The sequence below is a fragment of the Pleurocapsa minor HA4230-MV1 genome (assembly GCA_019359095.1).
In the GTDB taxonomy this organism is placed as follows: domain Bacteria; phylum Cyanobacteriota; class Cyanobacteriia; order Cyanobacteriales; family Xenococcaceae; genus Waterburya; species Waterburya minor.
The window spans coordinates 79,556-102,241 of record JAHHHZ010000025.1; the positions used below are offsets into that span (position 1 = coordinate 79,556).

The 22,686-nt window shown below is 39.3% G+C and carries 26 protein-coding genes; 12 read left to right on the forward strand and 14 right to left on the reverse strand.

Annotation, left to right across the window (positions count from 1 at the left end):
• Positions 1 to 167: 167 nt before the first annotated feature.
• From KME09_17000 to KME09_17010, 3 genes are all read left to right on the forward strand, one after another.
• Positions 168 to 887 (forward strand): DUF3120 domain-containing protein, encoded by a 720-nt coding sequence (locus KME09_17000; GenBank protein ID MBW4535637.1) that lies wholly within the window; start codon positions 168 to 170, stop codon positions 885 to 887.
• 51 nt (positions 888 to 938) lie between these two features.
• Positions 939 to 1,982 (forward strand): ABC transporter permease, encoded by a 1,044-nt coding sequence (locus KME09_17005; protein ID MBW4535638.1) that lies wholly within the window; start codon positions 939 to 941, stop codon positions 1,980 to 1,982.
• 231 nt (positions 1,983 to 2,213) lie between these two features.
• Positions 2,214 to 2,498, forward strand: coding sequence for a hypothetical protein (locus tag KME09_17010; GenBank protein ID MBW4535639.1), 285 nt, complete (start codon positions 2,214 to 2,216; stop codon positions 2,496 to 2,498).
• A gap of 217 nt (positions 2,499 to 2,715) precedes the next feature.
• Here KME09_17010 and KME09_17015 read toward each other — a convergent pair whose 3' ends face one another.
• Positions 2,716 to 3,375: a hypothetical protein gene (locus tag KME09_17015; GenBank protein ID MBW4535640.1), complete on the reverse strand. Its 660-nt coding sequence runs from the start codon at positions 3,373 to 3,375 to the stop codon at positions 2,716 to 2,718.
• 568 nt (positions 3,376 to 3,943) lie between these two features.
• On the opposite strand from KME09_17015, the gene KME09_17020 reads away from it, so the two are divergent.
• The 3 genes from KME09_17020 (at position 3,944) to KME09_17030 (ending at position 6,565) form a co-directional block, all read left to right on the forward strand.
• Complete coding sequence (locus KME09_17020) at positions 3,944 to 4,402, forward strand: CBS domain-containing protein (GenBank protein ID MBW4535641.1); 459 nt, start codon at positions 3,944 to 3,946, stop codon at positions 4,400 to 4,402.
• Positions 4,403 to 4,492: 90 nt separating this feature from the next.
• A complete protein-coding gene (locus tag KME09_17025) occupies positions 4,493 to 5,149 on the forward strand; it encodes a HEAT repeat domain-containing protein (GenBank protein ID MBW4535642.1) in 657 nt (218 codons plus the stop codon).
• Positions 5,150 to 5,467: 318 nt separating this feature from the next.
• Positions 5,468 to 6,565, forward strand: a complete 1,098-nt coding sequence (locus KME09_17030) for a tetratricopeptide repeat protein (protein ID MBW4535643.1) — start codon at positions 5,468 to 5,470, stop codon at positions 6,563 to 6,565.
• A 76-nt stretch (positions 6,566 to 6,641) separates the two neighbouring features.
• Here KME09_17030 and KME09_17035 read toward each other — a convergent pair whose 3' ends face one another.
• The gene (locus KME09_17035; protein MBW4535644.1) at positions 6,642 to 7,892 is read right to left on the reverse strand and encodes a DUF445 family protein; all 1,251 of its coding nucleotides are present in this window, start codon (positions 7,890 to 7,892) and stop codon (positions 6,642 to 6,644) included.
• Positions 7,893 to 7,936: 44 nt separating this feature from the next.
• The gene (gene ubiE / locus KME09_17040) at positions 7,937 to 8,647 is read right to left on the reverse strand and encodes a bifunctional demethylmenaquinone methyltransferase/2-methoxy-6-polyprenyl-1,4-benzoquinol methylase UbiE (GenBank protein MBW4535645.1); all 711 of its coding nucleotides are present in this window, start codon (positions 8,645 to 8,647) and stop codon (positions 7,937 to 7,939) included.
• A gap of 249 nt (positions 8,648 to 8,896) precedes the next feature.
• On the opposite strand from ubiE, the gene KME09_17045 reads away from it, so the two are divergent.
• Positions 8,897 to 9,544 (forward strand): PadR family transcriptional regulator, encoded by a 648-nt coding sequence (locus tag KME09_17045; GenBank protein MBW4535646.1) that lies wholly within the window; start codon positions 8,897 to 8,899, stop codon positions 9,542 to 9,544.
• A 261-nt stretch (positions 9,545 to 9,805) separates the two neighbouring features.
• On the opposite strand, the gene KME09_17050 is transcribed toward KME09_17045, so the two are convergent.
• The 6 genes from KME09_17050 to KME09_17075 form a co-directional block, all read right to left on the reverse strand.
• Positions 9,806 to 10,414 (reverse strand): Uma2 family endonuclease, encoded by a 609-nt coding sequence (locus KME09_17050; protein ID MBW4535647.1) that lies wholly within the window; start codon positions 10,412 to 10,414, stop codon positions 9,806 to 9,808.
• A gap of 138 nt (positions 10,415 to 10,552) precedes the next feature.
• On the reverse strand, positions 10,553 to 11,794 hold the full coding sequence (locus tag KME09_17055; protein ID MBW4535648.1) for a DUF4912 domain-containing protein: 1,242 nt from the start codon (positions 11,792 to 11,794) through the stop codon (positions 10,553 to 10,555).
• Between the two features lie 326 nt (positions 11,795 to 12,120).
• Complete coding sequence (locus KME09_17060) at positions 12,121 to 12,474, reverse strand: hypothetical protein (protein ID MBW4535649.1); 354 nt, start codon at positions 12,472 to 12,474, stop codon at positions 12,121 to 12,123.
• Between the two features lie 130 nt (positions 12,475 to 12,604).
• Positions 12,605 to 12,874 carry a 50S ribosomal protein L27 gene (rpmA, locus tag KME09_17065; GenBank protein ID MBW4535650.1) on the reverse strand — a complete coding sequence of 90 codons (270 nt, stop codon included), beginning with the start codon at positions 12,872 to 12,874 and terminating at the stop codon, positions 12,605 to 12,607.
• 49 nt (positions 12,875 to 12,923) lie between these two features.
• Complete coding sequence (gene rplU, locus KME09_17070) at positions 12,924 to 13,298, reverse strand: 50S ribosomal protein L21 (GenBank protein ID MBW4535651.1); 375 nt, start codon at positions 13,296 to 13,298, stop codon at positions 12,924 to 12,926.
• Between the two features lie 188 nt (positions 13,299 to 13,486).
• Positions 13,487 to 15,013 (reverse strand): ferredoxin:protochlorophyllide reductase (ATP-dependent) subunit B, encoded by a 1,527-nt coding sequence (locus KME09_17075; protein ID MBW4535652.1) that lies wholly within the window; start codon positions 15,011 to 15,013, stop codon positions 13,487 to 13,489.
• A gap of 636 nt (positions 15,014 to 15,649) precedes the next feature.
• On the opposite strand from KME09_17075, the gene KME09_17080 reads away from it, so the two are divergent.
• Positions 15,650 to 15,790, forward strand: a complete 141-nt coding sequence (locus KME09_17080; GenBank protein ID MBW4535653.1) for a hypothetical protein — start codon at positions 15,650 to 15,652, stop codon at positions 15,788 to 15,790.
• Between the two features lie 33 nt (positions 15,791 to 15,823).
• Positions 15,824 to 16,267: a type II 3-dehydroquinate dehydratase gene (gene aroQ / locus KME09_17085; protein ID MBW4535654.1), complete on the forward strand. Its 444-nt coding sequence runs from the start codon at positions 15,824 to 15,826 to the stop codon at positions 16,265 to 16,267.
• 260 nt (positions 16,268 to 16,527) lie between these two features.
• Here aroQ and KME09_17090 read toward each other — a convergent pair whose 3' ends face one another.
• Positions 16,528 to 16,653, reverse strand: coding sequence for a transposase family protein (locus KME09_17090; GenBank protein MBW4535655.1), 126 nt, complete (start codon positions 16,651 to 16,653; stop codon positions 16,528 to 16,530).
• Between the two features lie 105 nt (positions 16,654 to 16,758).
• On the opposite strand from KME09_17090, the gene KME09_17095 reads away from it, so the two are divergent.
• Both KME09_17095 and KME09_17100 read left to right on the forward strand, forming a co-directional pair.
• Positions 16,759 to 16,995, forward strand: a complete 237-nt coding sequence (locus tag KME09_17095) for a DUF433 domain-containing protein (protein MBW4535656.1) — start codon at positions 16,759 to 16,761, stop codon at positions 16,993 to 16,995.
• Positions 16,996 to 17,117: 122 nt separating this feature from the next.
• On the forward strand, positions 17,118 to 17,393 hold the full coding sequence (locus KME09_17100; GenBank protein MBW4535657.1) for a DUF5615 family PIN-like protein: 276 nt from the start codon (positions 17,118 to 17,120) through the stop codon (positions 17,391 to 17,393).
• A 167-nt stretch (positions 17,394 to 17,560) separates the two neighbouring features.
• On the opposite strand, the gene KME09_17105 is transcribed toward KME09_17100, so the two are convergent.
• Both KME09_17105 and KME09_17110 read right to left on the reverse strand, forming a co-directional pair.
• A complete protein-coding gene (locus tag KME09_17105) occupies positions 17,561 to 18,451 on the reverse strand; it encodes a hypothetical protein (protein ID MBW4535658.1) in 891 nt (296 codons plus the stop codon).
• Between the two features lie 279 nt (positions 18,452 to 18,730).
• Complete coding sequence (locus KME09_17110) at positions 18,731 to 19,522, reverse strand: TIGR01548 family HAD-type hydrolase (GenBank protein ID MBW4535659.1); 792 nt, start codon at positions 19,520 to 19,522, stop codon at positions 18,731 to 18,733.
• 73 nt (positions 19,523 to 19,595) lie between these two features.
• Here KME09_17110 and KME09_17115 point away from each other — a divergent pair, with 73 nt between their 5' ends.
• Complete coding sequence (locus KME09_17115) at positions 19,596 to 19,904, forward strand: 30S ribosomal protein PSRP-3 (protein MBW4535660.1); 309 nt, start codon at positions 19,596 to 19,598, stop codon at positions 19,902 to 19,904.
• Positions 19,905 to 20,082: 178 nt separating this feature from the next.
• On the opposite strand, the gene KME09_17120 is transcribed toward KME09_17115, so the two are convergent.
• Both KME09_17120 and atpD read right to left on the reverse strand, forming a co-directional pair.
• Positions 20,083 to 20,493: a F0F1 ATP synthase subunit epsilon gene (locus tag KME09_17120; GenBank protein MBW4535661.1), complete on the reverse strand. Its 411-nt coding sequence runs from the start codon at positions 20,491 to 20,493 to the stop codon at positions 20,083 to 20,085.
• A gap of 298 nt (positions 20,494 to 20,791) precedes the next feature.
• Positions 20,792 to 22,243, reverse strand: a complete 1,452-nt coding sequence (gene atpD / locus KME09_17125) for a F0F1 ATP synthase subunit beta (protein MBW4535662.1) — start codon at positions 22,241 to 22,243, stop codon at positions 20,792 to 20,794.
• Positions 22,244 to 22,686: the final 443 nt, after the last annotated feature.

Genomic DNA, 22,686 nt, shown 5'->3' on the forward strand with positions numbered 1-22,686 from the left:
CTTTGAGCAACATTGATATTAACAATTAAATTAAGCTCAGATAACTGTTGTACCGATTTTTGTTGACCAACCCTGAGCCAAAAAAATTGTGGTAACGTAATTAAAGTAAAGATAAGTAACAAAAATAAGAAAAAGTCTACTTACACTAGCTCATACTCATTTAACCTGTGACATCTTCCTCAAGTTCCGATCGCCCATTAGCAACCCCTGCGACTATTCTCGATTTACCTCTACAACCAAGTCGAGGAAGTCAATCCTGGCGAGTATTTTTTGCCTCTTCTTTTCTCGTTTCAGTCCCCGTATTTTTTCAAGCTCCCATTGTCAGGCTATTTCCCGAACTTAGTCTGGTATTAACTCTATTTTGGGTAGGACTGGGTTGGTATCTTTATCAGCGTCCTCAAAATCGTTGGTGGGGAGATATTATTTTAGGCTTTAGCTGGAGTTGGTTAGCTGGTTCTATCTATTGGGGATGGTTAAGATCTGAGCCTTTGATTCATATGCCAGTTGAGGCGATCGGTTTGCCTTTTGCGCTGTGGTGTATTTGGCGAGGCTGGGGCAAAATTGGTAACTTCTTTTATCTCGGTTCACTGTTAGGTACGGCGATTACCGATCTCTATTTCTACCTAGTGGATGTAATTCCTTACTGGCGATCGCTAATGACGGTGGACATGAACCCTGCTTTAGCCTCGCCCATTTTAAAAGCAGCGCTAGGACAGGTGCAAACTGTTTGGGGCATCAGTTGGGCGATCGTTTTAGTAAATATCTTGTTAGGAGTTAGCTGGTGGGCATTGAAGAAAACCGAGCTACACTGGTGGGCATTCGCTGGAGCAGTTTTAAGCACAATTTTAGTTGACAGCTTGTTTTGGATTGTTGCCTACTTTGCTTAAAGGAATGTCCGTTGTTCTACTAACATAAAGGCTAAACCTAACCTATATATTATGGCTCAAAGTAATGATGGGGTAAGACCTTCATCCCTACTCCAAAACCTACAGCAAAATGAAACTATTCTCTATATAGTTAAACGGCTATTCCAAGCTGCAATAACTTTGCTTTTGGCTTCGGCACTTTGTTTCCTAATCTCAGAAATTGCCCCTGGAGACTATTTAGACACCCTCAAACAAGATCCTCAGATTACGCCTGAAAGGATTGCCGCGTTGAGTGAACAGTTTGGTTTAGACAAGCCTGCTATAGTGCAGTATTTTCGTTGGCTATGGCGCATCTTAACTCGATTTGATTTTGGTCAAAGTTTTGTTTATTTTCGCTCCGTTTCTTCCCTGTTGGTAGAGCGAGTCCCCGCCACGCTGCTATTGGCGATCGCCTCAATTATTTTGACTTGGGCGATCGCTATTCCTTTAGGTATTTTAAGCGCGGTTCAACAAAACAGCCGTGTCGATCAAGTTTTACGAGTATTGAGCTATATAGGACAGGGATTTCCTAGCTTTATTACGGCTCTCATTTTTTTAATCATTGCTCAGTTTTTGTCGCCTCTGTTTCCCGTAGGCGGAATGACCAGCATCAACCACGATCAGCTGTCTCTAATTGGTAAGATTCTCGATATTGCTTGGCATATGCTGTTGCCGACGATCGCCTTAAGTATTACTAGTTTTGCTGGGCTACAACGTTTAACCAGAGGTCAACTGCTAGACGTTTTGCGCCAAGACTATATTCAAACTGCTCGGGCTAAAGGTTTACCAGAAAACAAGGTAATCTATGTCCATGCACTGCGAAATGCCATTAATCCCCTGGTGACACTTCTGGGGTTCGAGTTCGCAAGCTTGCTCGGAGGTTCGTTTATTGCCGAATTTTTCTTTAATTGGCCAGGATTAGGTCGTTTAACCTTACAAGCAGTGCAGGCTCAGGATAAATATCTGGTGATGGCAAGTTTAATGATGGGTGCAGCCATGCTAATTGTTGGTAATTTACTGGCCGATCTACTCCTAAAAGCTGTAGATCCTAAAATTAAATTAGCCGATCTTAAATAGACCTTAGTTCGGTAAGCTGGTATCAGTTTAAAACTATAGAACGAATCAAAATTAACCACAAGACAACATAATTTCGTTCTATCCAGTTATAGTCGTACAAAGTTAGATTAGGACATTCATAGTAATTGGCTCGTAAGTAGGAAATAGGAAATAGGAAGTAGGAAGTAGTATTTCAAAGATGTCCTAACGTTGTTACGTAGGGCTATAACTAGACCAGAGGGATAAGTAATTATGTTACTACAAATCAATTATTTAATTCGTTCCAAGCAAGACGGCAAATACTTAGTAGCTCGAATGCCAGAACAAAGCGGGATTGAAGCCAGCTACCTTTTGGTATTTCTAGAGGATTATGATGCCATGAGCTATATCAATACTCACGGTCAAGAATTTAGCGATCGCCTTACCGTTGAAACCGCCTCCCCAACTCAACTCAAAGGACTAATGGAACGGTGGAAATATGCTGGCTTTGCGATCGTCAAAGATCCCTTATTGCCTGAGATCCAATTCGTCAGTTGATCATCATTGGCGATTAACCTAAACCATTAGAGCATAAAGTTATGAGAATTCCCTTAATTTAATGTTTGAGTCATAGACGAGATGAACCGCCCGAAAATCAAGGTAAGCTTCGGTAGTAAAACTAGTATTTGCTGTTGTTTTTTAAGATTACTGCTAATAAGCTATATGACCTCATAGCCCTATTTCTTTAAAAATGTGTTTGTTGTGTTGACTACATTTATTTTGGTAGACGAGCGTTAATGTCATTCTGTATAGCTATTTCGTTTTGTGCAGAAACTATTCCTAATAAACCCCATCCGAAGTAAAGCCTTCCTGTTTCCAAAGCTAATCGTCTTGCTTTACTTTGAGATGGATTTTTTTCTAAATTATTTAAAGCAATATCATAAAAAGATTTAATTGGACGACTTGTCATTATTCCACAACCTATTAAAGAGTCTAAAAAAGATTTTATTTTTTCCCAAAGTTCTTCTTCTTTTAAAGATTGACAGAATGACTCAACTAAATGTTCTTCTAATCGAAGAGTAATTTTTTTAAAATCATTATTATACAAAGGATAAATTTTGAATGGACTAATTTTTTTAATGATTATTTTTAATAAATCCCAAGTCTCAAGGTTAGTTAGATTCATTTCGCACACTCTAAAAGTACGCTCAATATACTTTTTTTTGAGATAAAATTCTAAATTAGATGGTGATATTTTAGTTTCTTGCCAAATCAAGATAAGCTTTTTTAGAATTTCTGGCGAAACTGGATATTTTAATGATGAATCTAAGACAAGACTAAATTTTCCTAATTCTTCCTTGCCTATTTTTTCAGCGTAGATCGCCAATGCCAAAAAAACAATTACAAAAAATACAGTTACAAATAAAGACAACATAATTAGCTATACATGAATTTTCTTCACATATAGTTCCCGTAAATTTGCCATATCTAAACTTTAATAGACAAAGCTTTGCATAAAATTTAATTTCATCATCTTTAGTCATATCTAACTCTTGCTTAAGCCACTTCCGCATTATTTATGTATTATGTGTGAACTAAAAATAGAGACAGAAAATAACGACTAAAGCGGTTAAGGTAGCTGCAATCAAGTTCAAGATAATGGCACTACACCAAGGCATTTAAAATGTGTCGCTCAGTCTTAGGGGAATTAAGCTAATGATTGTTGTGACACTACTAGTTAAAATATGTTTTATGCGATCGCCTTACCGTTGAAACTGCCTCGCCAACTCAACTCAAAGGACTAATGGAACGGTGGAAATATGCTGGCTTTGCGATCGTCAAAGATTCCTTACTGCCTGAGATCCAATTTGTCAGTTAATAATTCAGTAATCAGTAATCAGTAATCAGTAATTACTAAATATAGTGACATTTCTATTCTAAATGGTAGCAATTCGCGATAGATTGAGACATAGAGTAGCAAACTATACAATCTAGCAAGATAAATGAGCAAAACCGTCGCTGAAGTCATGACTACTGACATAGTAACAGTGTCTCCTGAAACTTCTCTACAGGAGGCAATTCAAATTTTGGCAGAGCGAGAAATTAGTGGTTTACCCGTAGTCGATGATCGAGGACAGTTGGTGGGAGTAATCTCCGAAACCGACCTTACTTGGCAAGCTACAGGAGTAGAGACACCCCCCTATGTAATGTTTCTTGATAGTGTAATTTACCTGCAAAATCCTGCTAAACATAACCAAGAAATACATAAAGCCTTGGGTCAAACAGTGGGAGATGCTATGAGCGATCGCCCAGCAACAGTTAGAGAGAATCAGTTAGTGCGGGAAGCTGCTCAAATTATGCACGAAAAGAGAGTACGTCGTCTGCCTGTGGTCAACGAGCAGTCGGAGTTGGTGGGCATGATTACTCAAGGAGACGTAATTAAGATGATGGCAGCAGAATAAGCTGCTCAATTTGATTTGGCCACAATTTTAAACGAAAAATTTTTTAACAATCGACTTTAATTTTATCGGTATTGATTAACCAATTTAAACATGAGCATTACACCAGAATCAGTCCAAGAGTTGTTGAATTCCGAAGACTTTGGCGAGCGGATTCGAGGTCTAAATCAACTACGCCAGATTGACCCCAAAACTGCTTTCGATCTCTTGCAACCAATGATTACTGATAATAATACCCGCGTGCGCTATGCGGCTGTCAGTCAATTAGATACTCTTGGTGTGATAGATAAAGATACTGCCTTAGAATTTTTGCGCGATCGCCTATTTAACGATCCAGAAGCAGATGTTCAAGCAGCAGCAGCAGACGCTATTGGTGGTTTGAAGTTAACTGAAGCTTTTGAAGACTTAAATAATGTTTATCACGACACCTCTGAATGGCTAGTGCAGTTTAGTATCATTGCTGCTCTAGGTGAATTAGGAGAGCCTAGAAGTTTTACCCTCCTAAAAGAAGCTTTGCATTCCAATAATAATCTGCTACAGACGGCAGCAATTGGCTCGATGGGTGAATTGGGAGATCCTCAAGCTATTCCTCTGCTCAAAAACTTTGCCGAACATGAAGACTGGCAGATCCGTTTTCGGCTAGTACAGGCTTTAGGAAGATTAGGTGGTGAAGAAGCTAAAGCCATTATTACTAAGCTGGTGGACGACGAATCTGAACAGGTAGCTCAAGAGGCAAAAAATAATCTTTAATACAAGCTTTAGGACTACCCACTAACCACTACCCACTACCTATTTGCCCTAAAGGATTCCCTACGGTCACGAAGCTTATGCTAAAGCATTTGCGAAGCTTATCCTTTAGGACTAGCTACGCGTCGTCCTTTAGGACTACCCACGAGCCGATCACTCTAATCGTCCTAATTTAACTTTGTACGGCTATATATCTATATTTTTAAGGTGAATTTTTGCGCAACTAAACTTTAAACCTCTCATTAAAGGGTAAGATTTGGCTACTTATTTAAAGGATCATCTTTATTGATCTATGTCGCCAAATAGCTAATCGTCGCCATCATGTTATCTAAACTTTTAAGTATCGCTTCCATATCTTTGACTATTTTGTTCTTTCCGTCTGTCGTTTCTGCTCAACCAAGTTTTACAGTGGCTCAAAGCAATGAGCTAGACCTAAACAACTTGCTGTTAGTGGGAAATAAATACGTAGAATCACAAAATTATGACAAAGCCTTGGAAACGTACGAACAAGCAGCCGAGATGGATGGCGATAATTTCCAGATTTTTTCGGGAATTGGCTATGTACAAACCTTGAGAAAAGATTATGCGGAGGCGGTAAAAGCTTATGAAAAAGCAGTTAAGTTATCTCCAGATGACCCCAAACTTTATTACGCACTGGGTTTTTGTTTAGGTAACTTAGGCAAGAATTTAGCAGCAGCAGAGGCTTATGAGCAAGCGATCGCCCTAGAGCCAGATAATCTGCAAAATCACCTTGGTTTGGGAGTGGTGCTAGTTAGAGCAGAAGAATACGATCGCGCTGTTGAGACATACAAAAATATTATTGCTCTAGCGCCTGATAACCAGGAGGCTAAAGATGCTTACAATATTGCCTCACAGATTTTATTAAAGCAACAGCGCTACCCCGAGGCGATCGCTCTTTTGTCAGTAGCCGTAAAACAACAGCCTTATGAATTAGATCTTAAGTTGCAGTTAGCTGAAGCTCTTTTAAGTCAGGGAAATATTCCAGCAGGATTAAAAACCCTAGAACTAGCCACAAAGGTTGCTCCTCAAAATCATCTTATTTACCTGCAAATCGGCAAGATTCTTTATCAGCAAGGAGAATTAGACCGTGCTTTAGCCGAGTATCAGTGGGCAGCCAGACTCAAACCTGATGATCGATCGGCTATTGAAGGTACAGGATTAATTTATCTGGCACAACAAAATTATTATCGGGCAATTGTTGATTTTCGCCGTTTAACTGAACTTGCGCCCAACAACCCGCGAGGCTATCACAATTTAGGTCTTGCCTTAAAAGGTAGAAACAGAGATGAAGAAGCGATCGCAGCTTTAGAACAGGCTTCAAAGCTATATAAAAATGATGGCAACCAAGAACAGGCGAATCAAATGACGAAGTTAATTGAAGAAATTAATCAAGGGTAGAGAAGTTGAGATTTAGGTTCGCTTGAATGGGAATGGGGAAATAGGGAATTAGGGAATTAGGGAAAATTTTACTTTTTTAACTGAACAACATAATGACTGTCTGTAATAGTCCGACAATAAAACCGAGTATCCCTCCTAAATTGACGATCGCCTGAAGTTCGTTTTTGACAATACCCTGCACTGCCTGCTCTAATTCTTCGGGAGTGGTAGCAGAAACGCGATCGATGATTACCTGATCGATGGAGAGAATTGGGATTGCTTGAGCCACTAGTTTTTCTAGATCTTCTTCTAAATAGCGTTCTAGCACTAAGGCTAATTCTTGACTGATCACTTCTAATGAATCATTTACCGTCGGTGAAGACTGTAAACGATTGAGGATCAACGTCGCCAGGTTTTCCCATTCTACAGACTCTCCCAAACCTGTAATAACTCGACCTCCTTCTTCACGTACATAGTTACGTACAGATTCTCTGACGGTTTTACGCAGTTGTCTGACGGTAGAAACGGGGAGATTTTGCAAAGAAAGGTTCATCAACCAATTTTTAATGCGATCGCGAATTTGTAGCGAGAAACTTAACTCTTCTAGGCGCGCGTTGGTAATCCCTGGTTCATCAATACAAAAAGAACGTAGCCTCAGTAAACTATTACGTAAACCAAACAGGTTAGCTACTACCCAATAAGTCCCACTCGTTTTTTCGCGAAAACCTTCATCAATAATTTGAATATTGCGATCGCTCAAGAAATCAATCAGGGCGCGACGAATAGTGTCTGGAGGTAATACTGAACTCAATAGCCAGTCGGAAAACTTTTTAGCCTGCTCATCTTTGAGCTGAAAATTGAGGAGAATCTGATCAAAAATCTGATTAACCTGCGCTTCAAGAAAATCTTCTTTTCTAGCGAGTACTTTTAACAGTCGAGGCAAGGATTGACTAAATAGATCCCGCAGAATCTTACCTAAAATCTTGGCTGTTTTTTGTTCGCGATCGGATTTAACCCGATCTAAAGCTAATTTTAAAAGCCAAAGAATTGCCCCTTGAATCCGTTCAGTTGCCAACAATCTTTGAGCCAGATTTTGTAATTCTCCTGGGGTTAACAACGAACCCATGATCGTATCAGAAACTTTCTGCGCCAGACGCTCTTGATTGCTAGGAATTAACCCAGGAGTAAAAGGCAGCTTACGTTTGCCAAGATAAATAGCTTTGTAGGGACGAAACAACATCTTAATTGCTATGTCGTTAGTGAAATAGCCAATGATGCTGCCAGCTATAGGGGGAACTAAATATATCCAGAGATTCGCTAGTGCCAAAGCAGTATGTTGAATCGACAATAAAGATTAATTAACAGAAAAAGCAATTGTAGCTATTATTTATTTTATTTGGTTAATACCAATATTCCCATCATCCCACCCATTAAAGGATAATGAACAGCTTGGTTAAATCCTGCTGTATGAGCCAGTTTAATTTGTTCTGAACCCGTGGGAAATCGTTCAACGCTGGGATTAATATAAGCATACTCTTCTTTCATCCCCATATTTTCCGCAGTTGGCACGACAATATTAGCTAAATACCATTCCTGGAATAGTTGCATATAACCAGCTTCAGGACGATGAAAATCAAGAATTGCTACCTTTGCCCCTGGTTTCAAGACTCGTAATAATTCTTCAAGGCTCAGAAGAATATTTGTTACATTACGCAATCCATAGCCCATCGTGGCGCAGTCAAATTGATTATCGGCAAAAGGTAAAGCTAGGGCATCTCCTTCGATCCAGTTGATCGGCACTGTTGGACATTTAATCATCTGCCTTTGTTTAGCGATCGCCAATTGCTCACCAGCAAAATCTAAACCAATTACCTGACCCGAAGCACCAACTTGTTTCGCTAATAATAAGGCTAGATCCCCACTCCCACAGCAAACATCTAGAGCATGATCTCCTAACTTAGCCTCACTCCACTTAACCGCCATTAGCTTCCAGATACGATGCTGTCCAAAGCTCAAGCGATCGTTAAGGCGATCGTATACAGGAGCAATGCGATCGAAGATTGCTTTAATTTCTGATGCTTCAGGGGGAAGGGTTTTGGTCATTGAACGATCTAAGTAAAGTTGCTTGTTCTTTAGTAATCATATGGCATGGCTCAAGCTGACAATAATCGAGATCGAGAATCTTAACTCAAGCAAAATACTTGAGGTGAATCGGGGTTTTTGAACGAGAGGGGTGGCGAGGTTTCCTCGCCATACCCAATCGAGTTTTTGAAGATTAATAAATCTATAACGATATATCGCGATATATCGTTATACTGAAATCAGTTAATTCAAAATAAATCAAATAGACTTATGTTTAGAAACTTTTTCGTCGGTTTTCCAGTATCGGCATGGGCAGGCGATGAGGCGAAGCCTCCGCTATATGCGGAGCGGTATCCTTTAGGACGCGATCGCATCGATAACCCAGAGCTAGATTGGTTTTTATTTCAGCATAGCGAACATCACGGTAAACGTCGTCGTCATGGCTCATTTGGGCGAAATTGGGCAAATGACCATCGAACTCGCCGAGGCGACATTAAATTTATTCTGTTGGAGTTACTTGCCGATCGGCCAAATCATGGTTACAACCTGATTAAAGAAATGGAAAAACGCTATGGTGAATTCCGCCGTCTTAGTCCTGGTTCGGTTTATCCAACTCTGCAAATGTTAGATGAAGGGGGCTATTTAACCAGTGAGCAAATTGGCGGAAAGCGTGTTTATACTATTACTGATACTGGCAAAGAACTTCTAGCAGAGCGTTCCCCACAAGCTACGTCAAACGCTTCTGGGGGGATCGGCAATGTGCCTTCAGAATTCAGTGAATTGCGAAATACTTTAAATGACCTAGCTACTGTGGTAATGCAGGTAAGTCGCAGTGCTAACACAGAGCGCATGAGTCAAGTCCGCGAACTGTTAGAGCAAGTAAAACGAGATATTTACGCAATATTAGCAGAAAAATAACGGAGTAGTCTGTCAAATATTAATTGATGGGTTAAGGTTAGGTAGTAGGTAGTAGGTAGTAGGTAGTAAGTAGTGGGTAGTAGGTAAAAAACTCATTACTCATTATTCATTACTCATTACTCTCAGTTTGCTCACCCATCATTAATTAATTGATAAAGCAGTAGGGGCGATTTACCCTAAAGAGCTAGCTGTGTCTCGCAAATCTTAACTTACAGTCATTTCCAGATAGCCATTCCCCATAAAAACCACCTGTAAAAACGACTACTCTAATAGCCAAGTAAAAACTTCCTCCACTGTCAGTTTTAGCTCGTTGGCAAAGGATGGAACGGGAATTTGCTGTTCTGGCAAGTCAAACACCAATGTCTGTTGCTTTGGCAGATAAACAAACACGGTTCTTTCATCAGGATCGATTAACCATCCCATCTCACTACCATGATCGAGACAATGCAAGATATTTTTAGTAACTTTTGTTTGACTTTGATAAGGGCGCGTCTCCCGAATCGAATTCGGGAGCTTGTACCGCCCGTCTGGTGATAAGATTTCAATTGTCCAATCTGGTGCAAGCTGAAAAACGTTGGCAATCTCGCCATTTTCATCTCGTGCAATTCTCTCCCAGATGAAGACAGACACATCTGGAACTGTTGACCGACCACCAAATGTACAGCGCAACTCCGAAAATGCTCGGGCAATTCGTTGAGGTCTTAACTGGATGTTGACAGTTGTCGATAACTCTGTCTGAATTGAGCTGTGCTTTCCTTGTGGCATTGGTTTTTGAGTGATTTGTCCACCCATATACTCACTAGCAGGTTCTGTTTCTGGTAATTTCAGAAACTCTTCTAAGGTCAGCGATTTTAAAGAAGTTTTTACCATTAATACTTGCTCAAGAAACTCAACAACATACACTAGACGTATAAATGATAGCCGATCGCCAAAAAACCGAGGCGCAATTTTTTACACCTCGGTTTCTGTCTGATATTTGTGGATCTAATATCCTAAATACCTAATAAATTAAGCAAACCATTCTTCAACGGCTTCGGCTTTGGTATTAGTATTGCGCGAAGGAGTCTCACGCTCGAAGTTCATATGAATCGAACGAGTTTGTTCTCCGTCGATCGCTACTGCCTTGATCGGATAATCAATTACACCGTCTTGGAAGGACATTTGAAAGCGGAATGTACCATCGGAATTGAGCTTGATTTTGCGATCGCCAATTGTTACCGTAGCATCAGGTTCAGTTGCACCATAAACAATCAACTCAGCATCAGCCACTAGCCAGAACTTGCGTGGACGAGCCTCTGCTAGACTTCCAGAGAAACCAGCCCCAGACATATTTTGACCAGAAGCGGTGGGTACAGCCCACATTCCAGCACCTGAAGGGAAGACATAGGAACTAACTGCTGCTTCAGGAGTTTGCTGCATCGAGCCAAACAATGACCCAGCCATGCGCATCGATTCAGTATCTTTAGTCATACCAAAGACAGCATCATAAAGGCGATCTGCTCCACCTAGACCTGTAGCTGTACCACCAGCACTCATGGCTTGCTTCTTAGCAGGAGGAACTAAGTTATAGAGAGTGTTGCCTTGAAGACTATCTTCCCAATTTACAGTGATAAAGGCATCTTCAATCCAGTCAGAAGGATATACAGGAGGAATACTTACAGTTGCTGAACGAGCCAAAACTAACCAACGTCCATCCGCACAACGGTAGCCAATATCTGCTACATAATCGCGATCGCTGACGGGAATTGGTAAATACCATTCTCTTGCCATCTCATCACAAAGATATTCCTGAACGCTGTGGGGTGCTTGATGATTGAGATCCACGTCAGTTACATCATAAATCCGAATCGCCAATTGCTGTCCGCCCTGACGACGTAATTCTTCTTTATGATCGTTAGGGACATCCCAGTAAGCATAAGCCCATTGAGGATCGCGAGGCATTAGCATAATACGGCTTTCACCATAACCGTCAGGAAGTTCTCCCAAATCCTGGTCTACGGAAGCAAGAGTTTCCATCGTATTCTCCTCTTGACCAACTTCAAATTTTGTTCCTTTCACCTGTTGTTCCTCCTGCATATCTGATGAATTTTGAGAAAATCTTTCCTGTTCTGTGTTTTTAATTGCTTCTCTAATCGAAGTTAACAGTTGCGATTTACGCATTCTGCTATATCGGGATATTTTATATTCGCTAGCAACCTTTCTTAGCTGCCGCAAGGTCATTTCTTCTAGTGGTGGACGTTCTTTTGCCATTAACTTACAGCCCCTGATTAATTAGACGTTGTTTAGCTGCTGGCAGCCATCATATAAGACTTACACAAAAGTTTTTTGACACTCTGCTTCATCTTTTAACCTTAATTAGTCCGCGTCTATTTAAATTATTTTTGTTATATGTACGTATGTGGGAAAGGTCTTAACCACTTGAACTAGTTATAACAATAAAATACCCTTGGGGATCAAGTTATTACTAGAGTAATCTAGCCATTTGACGAGTTTCTTAGATTTGAGAGTTTTTATTGTCATGATTTTATAACAATACTGCTTAATCAGGGATCGCTAAATGTCATAGATTAACAACTTTAAAGCCGAAATCGATAATCATGAGCATCTGATGCTGGAAAATCATTGATTTTTTGAGTGGACGTAGCAGGATTTTGTTCGCGTTCTCGCTCTATTTTTTCTTGCTCTAACTGATATGGTTTTTTAGTTAGACCAAATTTATGGAGTAAATAATATGCACCAATACCTAAAACTGCTCCTAAAGCCAAGCCAAAAACGATCAGCTTGACGAAAATGCTTTCCAACTGTTTTTTACGCACGGCAACACTTTCTGTTGATAAATTGGCATCAATGTTGTCTAAGTTGGGATCTGAGGCATTATTGCCAGCATTTTGAGACTGGTCTTGATTTAAATCATCTTCTGACTGAAACATAAAAGTAAAATTCTCAAATCTAATAGAGCAAGAGAGTGATTGTATTGATTGATTGTCTTATTTAATTTAAGCCAAGCCATAAAAAAACACCCACCTTGGTGAGTGCTTTATGTTTAAATCTAAGAGACTTCTATACTGCGCTTTCAGCAATAGGATAAACGCTTACTTTTTTCTGACTTCTAGTTCGATACTCAAATTTGACTTCACCGTGAATCAAAGCATATAAAGTATCATCATTTCCACGACCAACATTGTTGCCAGGATAGACACGAGTGCCTCTTTGGCGAACTAGAATGCTGCCTGCGGTAACTTCTTGACCACCATAACGTTTGACACCCAAACGCTTAGAGTTAGAATCACGACCGTTACGTGTACTACCCGTTCCCTTCTTATGAGCCATGTTATTTTTCTTGCTTGTAATTTAGATCTAGATTGTAGTTAAAAATTTACTATTCTGCTGTTGCTGTTGCTGCTGCTGTTTCCGCCTCTGCCTTAGCAACTACTGAGCCATTTAGACTAATAGAATCGATCATTAAGCGAGTCAATTCTTGACGGTGACCGCGCTTTTTACGAGTTTTCTTTTTAGGCTGCATTTTGTAGACAATTACTTTTTTGCCCCGTCTGTGACGCATTACTGTTCCCTCGACGGTAGCACCTTCAACATAGGGACGACCTACATTAACTTCATTGTCATTGTTAACTAACAAAACTTTGTCGATGGTGTAGCTAGCTTCAGGTTCGGCATCTAGTAAGTTGATGTCATAAAAACGACCTGGTTCAACTATAATTTGCGTCCCACCTATTTCTACAATTGCGTAAGTCATAAAATTTTTTTCTCTAATATTGCCGTAAGGGTAGCCAAGTAGAAATAGAAATCAATCAGAGGTTAATCATGCAGATTTCTGACATTTCACTGTGGCATTTAAGATTTAACCCGCTCCGAGCAAGTTATGTGATGCCCAATCTATAATCATCTTGATTTCTGGGAATTTTGTCAAGTCAGTTTGGCTTGTTATGCACCTACTGATTCCTTGGCTGCGTACATTACCTCTAGGGTAATTTCCGACATATTGCGATCGCGGGCAAATTTTTCGGTATTGCGCTTGACCTTACCGCGAACAAAACCAGGAATTTTACCCAGTTCTACTTTAGCTTCTTTATCCCAGTTGAGATCTGAGTCAGCAGAAATGCCTTTAGTAATTACTTCTTTGGTATCGTGTCCGCCAAAGATTTCTAGCAGGTGGTCTTCCATTCCCAGAGTAAAGGAGTTGTAAACTAAATCGGCGATCTGATTTGTTCCTTCATAACCCATAAACGGTTTGTAACCAATCGGGAAATTCTGAATATGAATTGGTGCAGCAATCACACCACAGGGAATGTCTAACCGTTTACCGACATGACGTTCCATCTGGGTGCCAAAAATAGCTGAAGGTTCGTGACGAGCGATCGCATCACCGATTTCGGCATTATCTTCACTAATTAAAACTTCGTCACAATATTCGCTCACCTGTTCTTTAAACCAGTCAGCATCGTATTTACAGTAAGTGCCAGCTAAGACAACCTGGATACCCATTTCTCTGGCGAGAATTTTCGTCATGGCAACGGCGTGGGTATTATCACCAAAGACAACAGCTTTTTTACCTGTTAAGTTTTGACAGTCAATGGAACGAGAAAACCAAGCTGCTTGAGAAACGTATAGGGTTTGGTTATTGATATAGTCTTCATAATCGACTTCTGCACCCTGGTGATTAATTACCTGCTGTATTTTACGAATACAACGGGCTGTTTCCACTACTCCCATGGGCGTAATATCGACATAGGGCATGGCAAACTCAGCTTCTAAGTATTCTGCCGTCATCATACCTAATTCGCGATAGGGAACCAAATTAAACCAGGCGCGGGGTAAGTTTCTCAAGTTATGTACCGAAGCACCATCAGGAATAACTTCGTTAACTTCAATACCCAATTCTGCCATCAGACGTTTTAACTCAGTACAGTCATGCTGATTATGGAATCCTAGAGTAGAAATGCCAATAATATTGACCGAAGGTTTTTCAGTTTTACCTGTAGGTAGTTGCTCTTGTTTACGTGCCTTCTCCAGGTAATATTTCACTACCTGATGCAAAGTGCGATCGGCTGCTTGGAGTTCGTTATAGCGATAGTGATTCACATCCGCTAACATCACATCTCCCTTAGTATCCATCGAAGCACGGCTGACAAAGTTTTGCAGATCTTCCTGCAAGATGCTGGAGGTACAGGTAGGAGTCAGCACAATTAAGTCTGGGCTTTCTTCTTGGTCTTTGCGGGTAATATTATCGACAACTTTCTCTTGAGAACCTCTGGCTAAAACATTGCGATCGACAATACTTGCTGTAACTGGAGTAAAATTTCGCTCCCTTTCGAGCATTGAACGCATAACATTGAAGTAATCATCTCCTAAAGGCGCGTGCATAATTGCATGAACATTTTTGAATGAGCTGGCAATACGTAGAGTGCCAATATGTGCTGGGCCAGCATACATCCAGTAAGCTAATTTCATGGGGTTTCTCTCCTAAGTAAAATTGACGCGATTTATTATGGCTGTTTATGTGGATGTTTGAACAGAAAATAACGGTATAGTCTTAAATCTTGCTCTTTATTGTCTCAGAAATAGGTGAGTAAATGTCATCAGCTAATCTTGTTAGATATAACCTACTTAAGTAAGACTACAAAGATTGCCATCACTAGCTTAGAGCAAATCCTTATTGTCTATCAAAAAGATTTTTTGGCAATAATTCTTAATATTGATTGGCTTAAATATTTCCCCAACTCCAAGATTTAAAACACAAAAAGTAAATGATTAATAATATTTTATTTATTTTAGTTAAAACTTTGGACTAAATACTGTATATTGTCCCTTGAAGCGCAATTATTATAATATAATTAAGAATGTGCCTATTTCTAATAAATTTTGCTCTCGTTTCTTGGGCTTATGTTAATATTCACTAATGGTATTAAAATTACATCCTAGTTGCTAGTGAATATTTGTGACAAAAGTTGTAATATAAATAAAAGAAGTCTGATTTTCACTCATTATCCATCAATAGATAATGGTGGATATGTGAATGGCTGAAGGTCAGAGAGCATAAACTATCAAGCAAGTAAAGTTAGGGAACTCCTTAGGAGCTGTTATCCGATGGATTATATAGATAAAATACTCGAAAAATTAAAAGATATAGCTCAAAAACTAATTGAGATTTTGCTAGGCCCACAAGCAGAACCTGAACGAGAAACAATCCCCATTCCTGTTGATAGTCGTCAACGTCATTATCACTAGTGGCAAGTTTAGCTTCGTTAGCAGTGGGTTATTTTGTCTGAAATCAGCGTGTTAGTATTGCATGGCCCTAACCTAAATTTATTGGGGTTAAGAGAGCCTGCTGTATATGGAAAAACTACTTTAGCTCAGATAAACGACTCACTAACTCTTGATGCTGCAAAATTGCAGGTAAAGATTACCTGCTTACAATCTAATCATGAAGGCGCTCTGGTAGACGCGATACATAATGCCAGAGATCTGCATTCAGGAATTTTGATCAACCCAGGTGCTTATACTCATACTAGCGTGGCAATTAGAGATGCTTTGGCAGGAGTCATGCTACCCACTGTAGAAGTGCATCTTAGCAATATATATACTAGGGAAGAATTTCGGCATCACTCATATATTGCACCTGTTGCTGTTGGGCAAATTAGTGGATTTGGTACAGATAGCTATCGTTTAGGATTGCAGGCACTAATTAACTATTTAAAAAGATAGTAAAGTAAACGCAGTTAATGAATAGAGGTATATTTTTACATTGCTAGTTTTTATAAATCTAATCATATTATAAAGGACAAAGTATTCAAAAAATAGTAAAAGAGGCAGGATGTAAAATAGGGATATTTCTTCTAATATTCGTAAAAATTTAGTATTTAAATGCTTAAAAATTTAATTGGTGATAAAAAGATATTTGCGATTGAATATTCCATTATATCTGTCAAGCGCTCAACCGCTTTGGGCGATTGTCTGATTTGGCTTCAAGGAAATTCTCTTGGTGGACTGGACACAATATCAATCAGACAATGTTTAATAGTATGTTCGGCACGTGGGTCTGTTAAAGAACGAAAATGGGTTTCAACAGATGTTAGTGGTGATGAATTCATGCTTAATTAGAACGCTCAAAATAAAGATTTTTCAGGATCCTACATCAATTTTTTTTAGGTGTTTAATCCGTCAACCTCATTAGTTACTTTAGAAAAAAGTTGATAATGCCAATTACTGAAGTTATCCAAACAACACCTGGAGTTAGTGGCGGTCATGCTTGTATTCGTAATACTAGAATACCCGTTTGGACTTTAGTATCTCTACGCCAACAGGGTGCAACAGAACAAGAAATATTACGTAATTATCCAGGCCTGACTATAAACGATTTAACTGCTGTTTGGGGTTACTACTATAATAATCAATCGGAGATAGACCGTATTATCGCTTCTCTTGATGATTAGTTTCTATGACTAATTTTAGTTTTTATTCTAATGAGAATTTTGCCCTAGATATGGTTAAAATGCTCAGAAGTTTAGGACATAGTGTAATTACTAGCTATGATGCAGGACAAGCTAATTAGAGCATTCCCGATAATGAAGTTTTAAATTTTGCTACTCGTAGTAACCTTGCGGTTATTACTTTTAATCGAGATGATTTGATTGAATTACACAATAATGGTATTCAGCATTCAGGAATTATAATTTGTAAAACAGATCGAGATTATCAAGGGCAGGTTCACTTTTTGTATGAATATTTGCAAAATCAAGAAAGTCTAATCAATCGGTTGATTAGAATTAAAAAACAGCAAAAAAAAGGTTTTCGCCAGCAAATTTTTGTTACTTCAGAATACTTTAGATAAGCGAGATCGCTCTTCAAAAATCACCTCAACCTCCTCGCACCTTACTTTAGCCATCTCAGCAGCCTGACAGTGTATTATCTGAACCTAAAATGTCAAATTCTAACCTAGAAACCAGAATTCATCAAATTGAAAATGGTTTATTGTTGCAGTTTACTACTTAATTACTTCTAAAAAATATTTGGATCTATTTCAAAATAGTATTCTGCATCTTTACTTATACCCACTTTAACTGCTTCACCCTGCTCATCAATCAAAAATGAACCTTCCATCATCGATCGCGCTCTAAGTGCGTCTTTTCTAGTGTTACTGCGATTATCGGTGGCGACAATTTTGAGATAATTGTTTTGATTGAGTTTAGTTATTTGTTCAGAGGTGAGTTGAATAGCTCGATCGACATGTAAGATTTGATCGAAGTCACCATCGGGTGCGCCACTAATTCTATGTGCTATATATTGTTCTGAAGCATCACCAAAAAGTACATACTCTAGTTTAGAGAGTGCATTTTTAGGCATACAGTTGGAGTCGGCAAAATCACAAACAAAAACTTTTTTCTTAATTTTGATTTCTACTTCGGGATTGCCAGGAATTAGAGCGAGCGGACACAGTTTAGTGCCTCGCGATTTTTTCCGCAAACACTCTTCTATGTCACCTCGATAAATTTGACCTTTAAAAGACTTAATTGAACCATTCAAAAGTTCTACCTTGGTAAAAGCTTGAGTGGGCATTATAGTGTATTCATTTAAAGAGTTTTGACTCTGATCGCTCAAATAAACTTCTTGAGGATTGACAGAATTTTCATTTATTAACCCTGCTAAATCAACTTCATAAATTGCTTGAAAATTATGAGCTTCGCTAGGAGTATTAAGAAAAGGTTTATGGGTAATATAAACAGAATTATCACCCACAATTCTCATACTATGAACTAAATCAGGGTTGAGTTCGGAACTAGGACATCCTTGTGTACAAGCAGAGTTGGAGATTGCTGGTTTCGATAATAAACTGATAACTATTATGGTTGCTGCGATCGCGATTAAGATAAATTTAGTAATTTTTGACATGTGAAGCATCAACAATGCTTTATTTAACATCATTCTTAAATAAATAAAAATATTAAAAATATTACCACTTTTATTTATTTTTGCGACCGCTCTTTAACAATCACTCTAAACTCTACATATAGGTGGGTGTAATTAAATTGGAAATGAGGTTCGGGAGTAACGAGTAACGAGTAACAAATAGCTCTAAGGGTAGGGGTTTGATAACGAAGTGTATCCTTTAGGATAAATTATTTTGCCTACCTACTTAATGCGATCGCTCAAAGCGACAAAGGGTGCTAATTAGTGACCTGTCAACTCCTCGATCAACTGTAAGCTAAGCTTTTCGACATTACTTAAAACGATCTCCGCACCAGCTTCGAGCAATTTCTGAGCATAGTCTTCCTGTCTTGTCTGAGAAGTTTGTACATGAGGTGGCAGAATGCCAATTCCCAGCCAATTACGCTCTGGTTGGAGTTCTCTGGCTTTAATTACGGTGTACATGTCTGCTACCGTATCTCCTAAATAAAATGCAGGGACATCATTAGGCGTAATGGTAATTTGAGCGATCGCCTCAAACATTCCCGTGGGATCGGGTTTACTCGGTGCATCTTCCATGGCTACTAAAACTGGATTTTCTAACTTTAAACGTTGTTTGAGGATAAATTCTGCCGAACCTCTGGTAGCACCGCTAAAAAAGCCATAAGGGATCTGATTATTACTTAGCTGCTCGAAATAATTAGGAGTTACCAGTAATGGTTCATTGGCAATGTAGCCATCAAAAAGTTCAGGATGTTTGCCCCGATAACGCTCCTGAAAATACTTGACAATGCTGTCATAATTTAAGTTTACTTCCTCGCGAGTTCGATCGAGGGATTCAAAATAGCGATAGGTCAACTCTTGAGATGCTTCCCAGTCATTATTCCAAATTCCCTCTGACTTGAGGTTGTCTAAGTCTTCCATCGTTGGTCGCCAGCCACCATTTGTAAACTCTTCTACGGTATCGGCGATCGCCTTACGATAAGAATTGCCCACATCTCTAATTACGCCGTCAATATCGAAAATAATAATTGCTGCCGATTGGGCTTGGTTCATGGTCAAATTCTTGTATAATTATTGTGGTTTGCTATGTAAAATATTCCTTAAAATAAATTTATTGGAGGCTTAATTGGAGTCAGAGGCAAGATTTAAATTAAAAGTTCTGTGGTTAGATAAGAACGTGGCGATCGCCGTGGATCAGGTAGTAGGTAAAGGTACTAGTCCGCTAACAGCTTATTACTTTTGGCCGCGTAATGATGCTTGGCAACAGCTAAAAGACGAGTTAGAAGCAAAGCATTGGATTGAAGAAGCCGAAAGCATCGATATTCTCAACCAGGCAACCGAAGTAATTAATTTCTGGACAGAAAGAGGTAAAGTTACTCCGATGACCCAGGCACAAACTAAGTTTCCCAACATTGTGTTTACTGGAACAAATTAGTTGCTCACTCGGGAAATTTTAGTCACATATTTTTGATTTAAGCTTCAAAATTAAAGATATTTCCTAGCTAAGGGCAGATTAAAGCGTTATTCTGCCCCTTATAGCTTTGTTTAAACGATTAGCCACAAATTAGTAGAGATAGCTAGATTTTTTTCTCATTTTAACTCTACTTGTCTGCTTATACTGTCCCGCCTGAAGCTTGAAGGCGCGCTCTAGCCTTTTTCATCGAGGTTTCCGCCTGGATTTTCGCTTGACGATCTTCACTGTTGCCGACTTGCTCGAATCTTGACTGTGCAGTTTGATACTCGCTTTGAGCAGCATCGCGATCGATGTTATCGCCTAATTCTGCGCCATTAACCAGAATTTTAATCTCATCATTTTCTACTTCGGCGAAGCCACCCATCAAAGCGATCGCTTTCCATTCTTTCCCAGGACGAACGCGCAATACACCGACTTCTAAAGCTGTCAGCAAAGGAGCATGACCGGTCAGAATTCCTAATTGTCCTGTAGTGCTAGGAAGAATCGCTTCTTCTACCCGATCGTCCCAGACTGTCTTGTCTGGAGTTATTACTTTTACACTTAACGCCATTTCTTTAACTATTATTTATTGATTAATTTCTTGTCTATCTCTACTTAGCAAAACTTAGCCGAACTCAAGCAATAAGAGATTTGGTAGGTTGGGTAGAACCAAGCGTGAAACCCAACAAAATCTTTTAATCGTTGGGTTTTGTGCCTCAACCCAACCTACTACTACTATTATTTATTGATTAATTTCTTGCCGTTCTTTACCTAGCAAAACTTAGTCGAACTCAAGCAACAGCTAACAGCAAGAGTGAGTAAAAGCAAAATATTTACTGTTCACTGCTCACTGCTAGACTGCTCACTGATTAAGCTGCTTTTAGTTTTTCAGCTTTTGCTTTGGCTTCTTCAATGTCGCCGACTAAATAAAACGCTTGCTCAGGCAATTCATCTAATTCACCATTAAGAATTGCTTGGAAGCCTTTGATCGTATTCTCTAGAGAAACATATTTTCCAGGAGAGCCTGTAAATACCTCTGCTACAAAGAAAGGCTGAGACAAGAAACGTTCAATCTTACGCGCGCGGTCAACCACAATGCGATCGTCTTCAGAAAGCTCATCTAAACCAAGAATTGCAATAATATCTTGTAATTCTTTATAGCGCTGAAGAGTTGATTGCACAGCACGAGCAGTATTGTAGTGTTCTTCTCCCACAATACTTGGCTGAAGCATAGTACTAGTGGAATCAAGAGGATCTACCGCAGGATAAATCCCTTTGGAAGCTAATCCACGAGACAATACTGTAGTTCCATCTAGGTGAGCAAAAGTAGTTGCGGGAGCAGGATCGGTTAAATCATCCGCAGGCACATATACTGCTTGAATTGAAGTAATTGAACCTTCTTTAGTCGAAGTAATTCGCTCTTGTAAATCGCCAACATCAGTCCCTAGAGTGGGCTGATATCCTACCGCAGAAGGCATTCGACCGAGCAATGCTGATACTTCAGAACCAGCCTGCACAAAGCGGAAAATGTTATCAATAAATAGCAGTACGTCTTGCTTATTAACATCACGGAAATATTCAGCCATAGTTAGAGCAGAAAGACCAACACGCATTCTTGCTCCAGGTGGCTCGTTCATTTGACCGTATACCAGCGCAATTTTGGATTCTTCGGGGTTATCCGCATTGATCACGTTGGATTCGATCATCTCGTTATAAAGGTCATTTCCTTCACGAGTACGTTCACCCACGCCACCAAATACCGACACACCACCATGTTGAATGGCAATGTTATTGATCAACTCCATCATAATAACGGTCTTGCCAACACCTGCACCGCCGAATAGACCAATTTTGCCCCCCTGACGATAGGGAGTAAGTAAGTCTACAACTTTAATGCCAGTTTCAAATACTTTTGGTGCTGTTTCTAAATCAGTTAATTTAGGAGCAGGTCTATGAATAGGGAATGTCTCATCTGTACTTACAGGGCCTTTTTCATCGACAGGTTCGCCTAGTACGTTAAAAATTCTACCTAGAGTTCCCTTCCCTACAGGTACGTTAATTGGCGCACCAGTATCAACAATATCCATGCCTCTGACTAGTCCATCAGTACCACTCATGGCAACAGCACGAACCTGGTTGTCACCAAGTAGTTGTTGCACTTCGCAGGTAACTGAAACATCCTGTCCCGCAGGATTTTTACCTTCTACTTTTAAGGCATTATAAATACGAGGCATTTTTCCGCTAGGAAATTCGGCATCTAGAACGGGGCCGATAATTTGTGTAATTCTACCAGTGGTTGTTTTATCTGTGGTGGCTACCATTTTCTTATATCTACTTGGTGGTTAGCTGTTTTATATGGCAGGTCAAATCTTAAAAATAATGTAAAATTTTGCCACCTTCAAGATTATCATTTAACGAATCATCTAAAAAATATAGTTTTGCTAGTTTTGTCGTCGTTGGGATCAAAACTCAGGCTAAACAATAATCAAATTTTCGGTCAAAATAATGTAACGTTTTGTTAAAAAAGACACTAAGCAAAATTAAGTTAAGCTAAGAAAAAAATTGACTGACAATACGCTCTATTTAGTATTCTTTGTTAAAAGCATTGCTATCAAAAGATTCTAGAAAATGTTATTTTAGTACGCCAATAACACTTCAAAGATAAAAAAAGTAATATAGGCGCTAGTGTAATAATTCATTCTTCTGTAGGATGGCAAATAGCCAAGCAAGTATTGGAATTAGAAATTTCACTAGTCTTGAGATC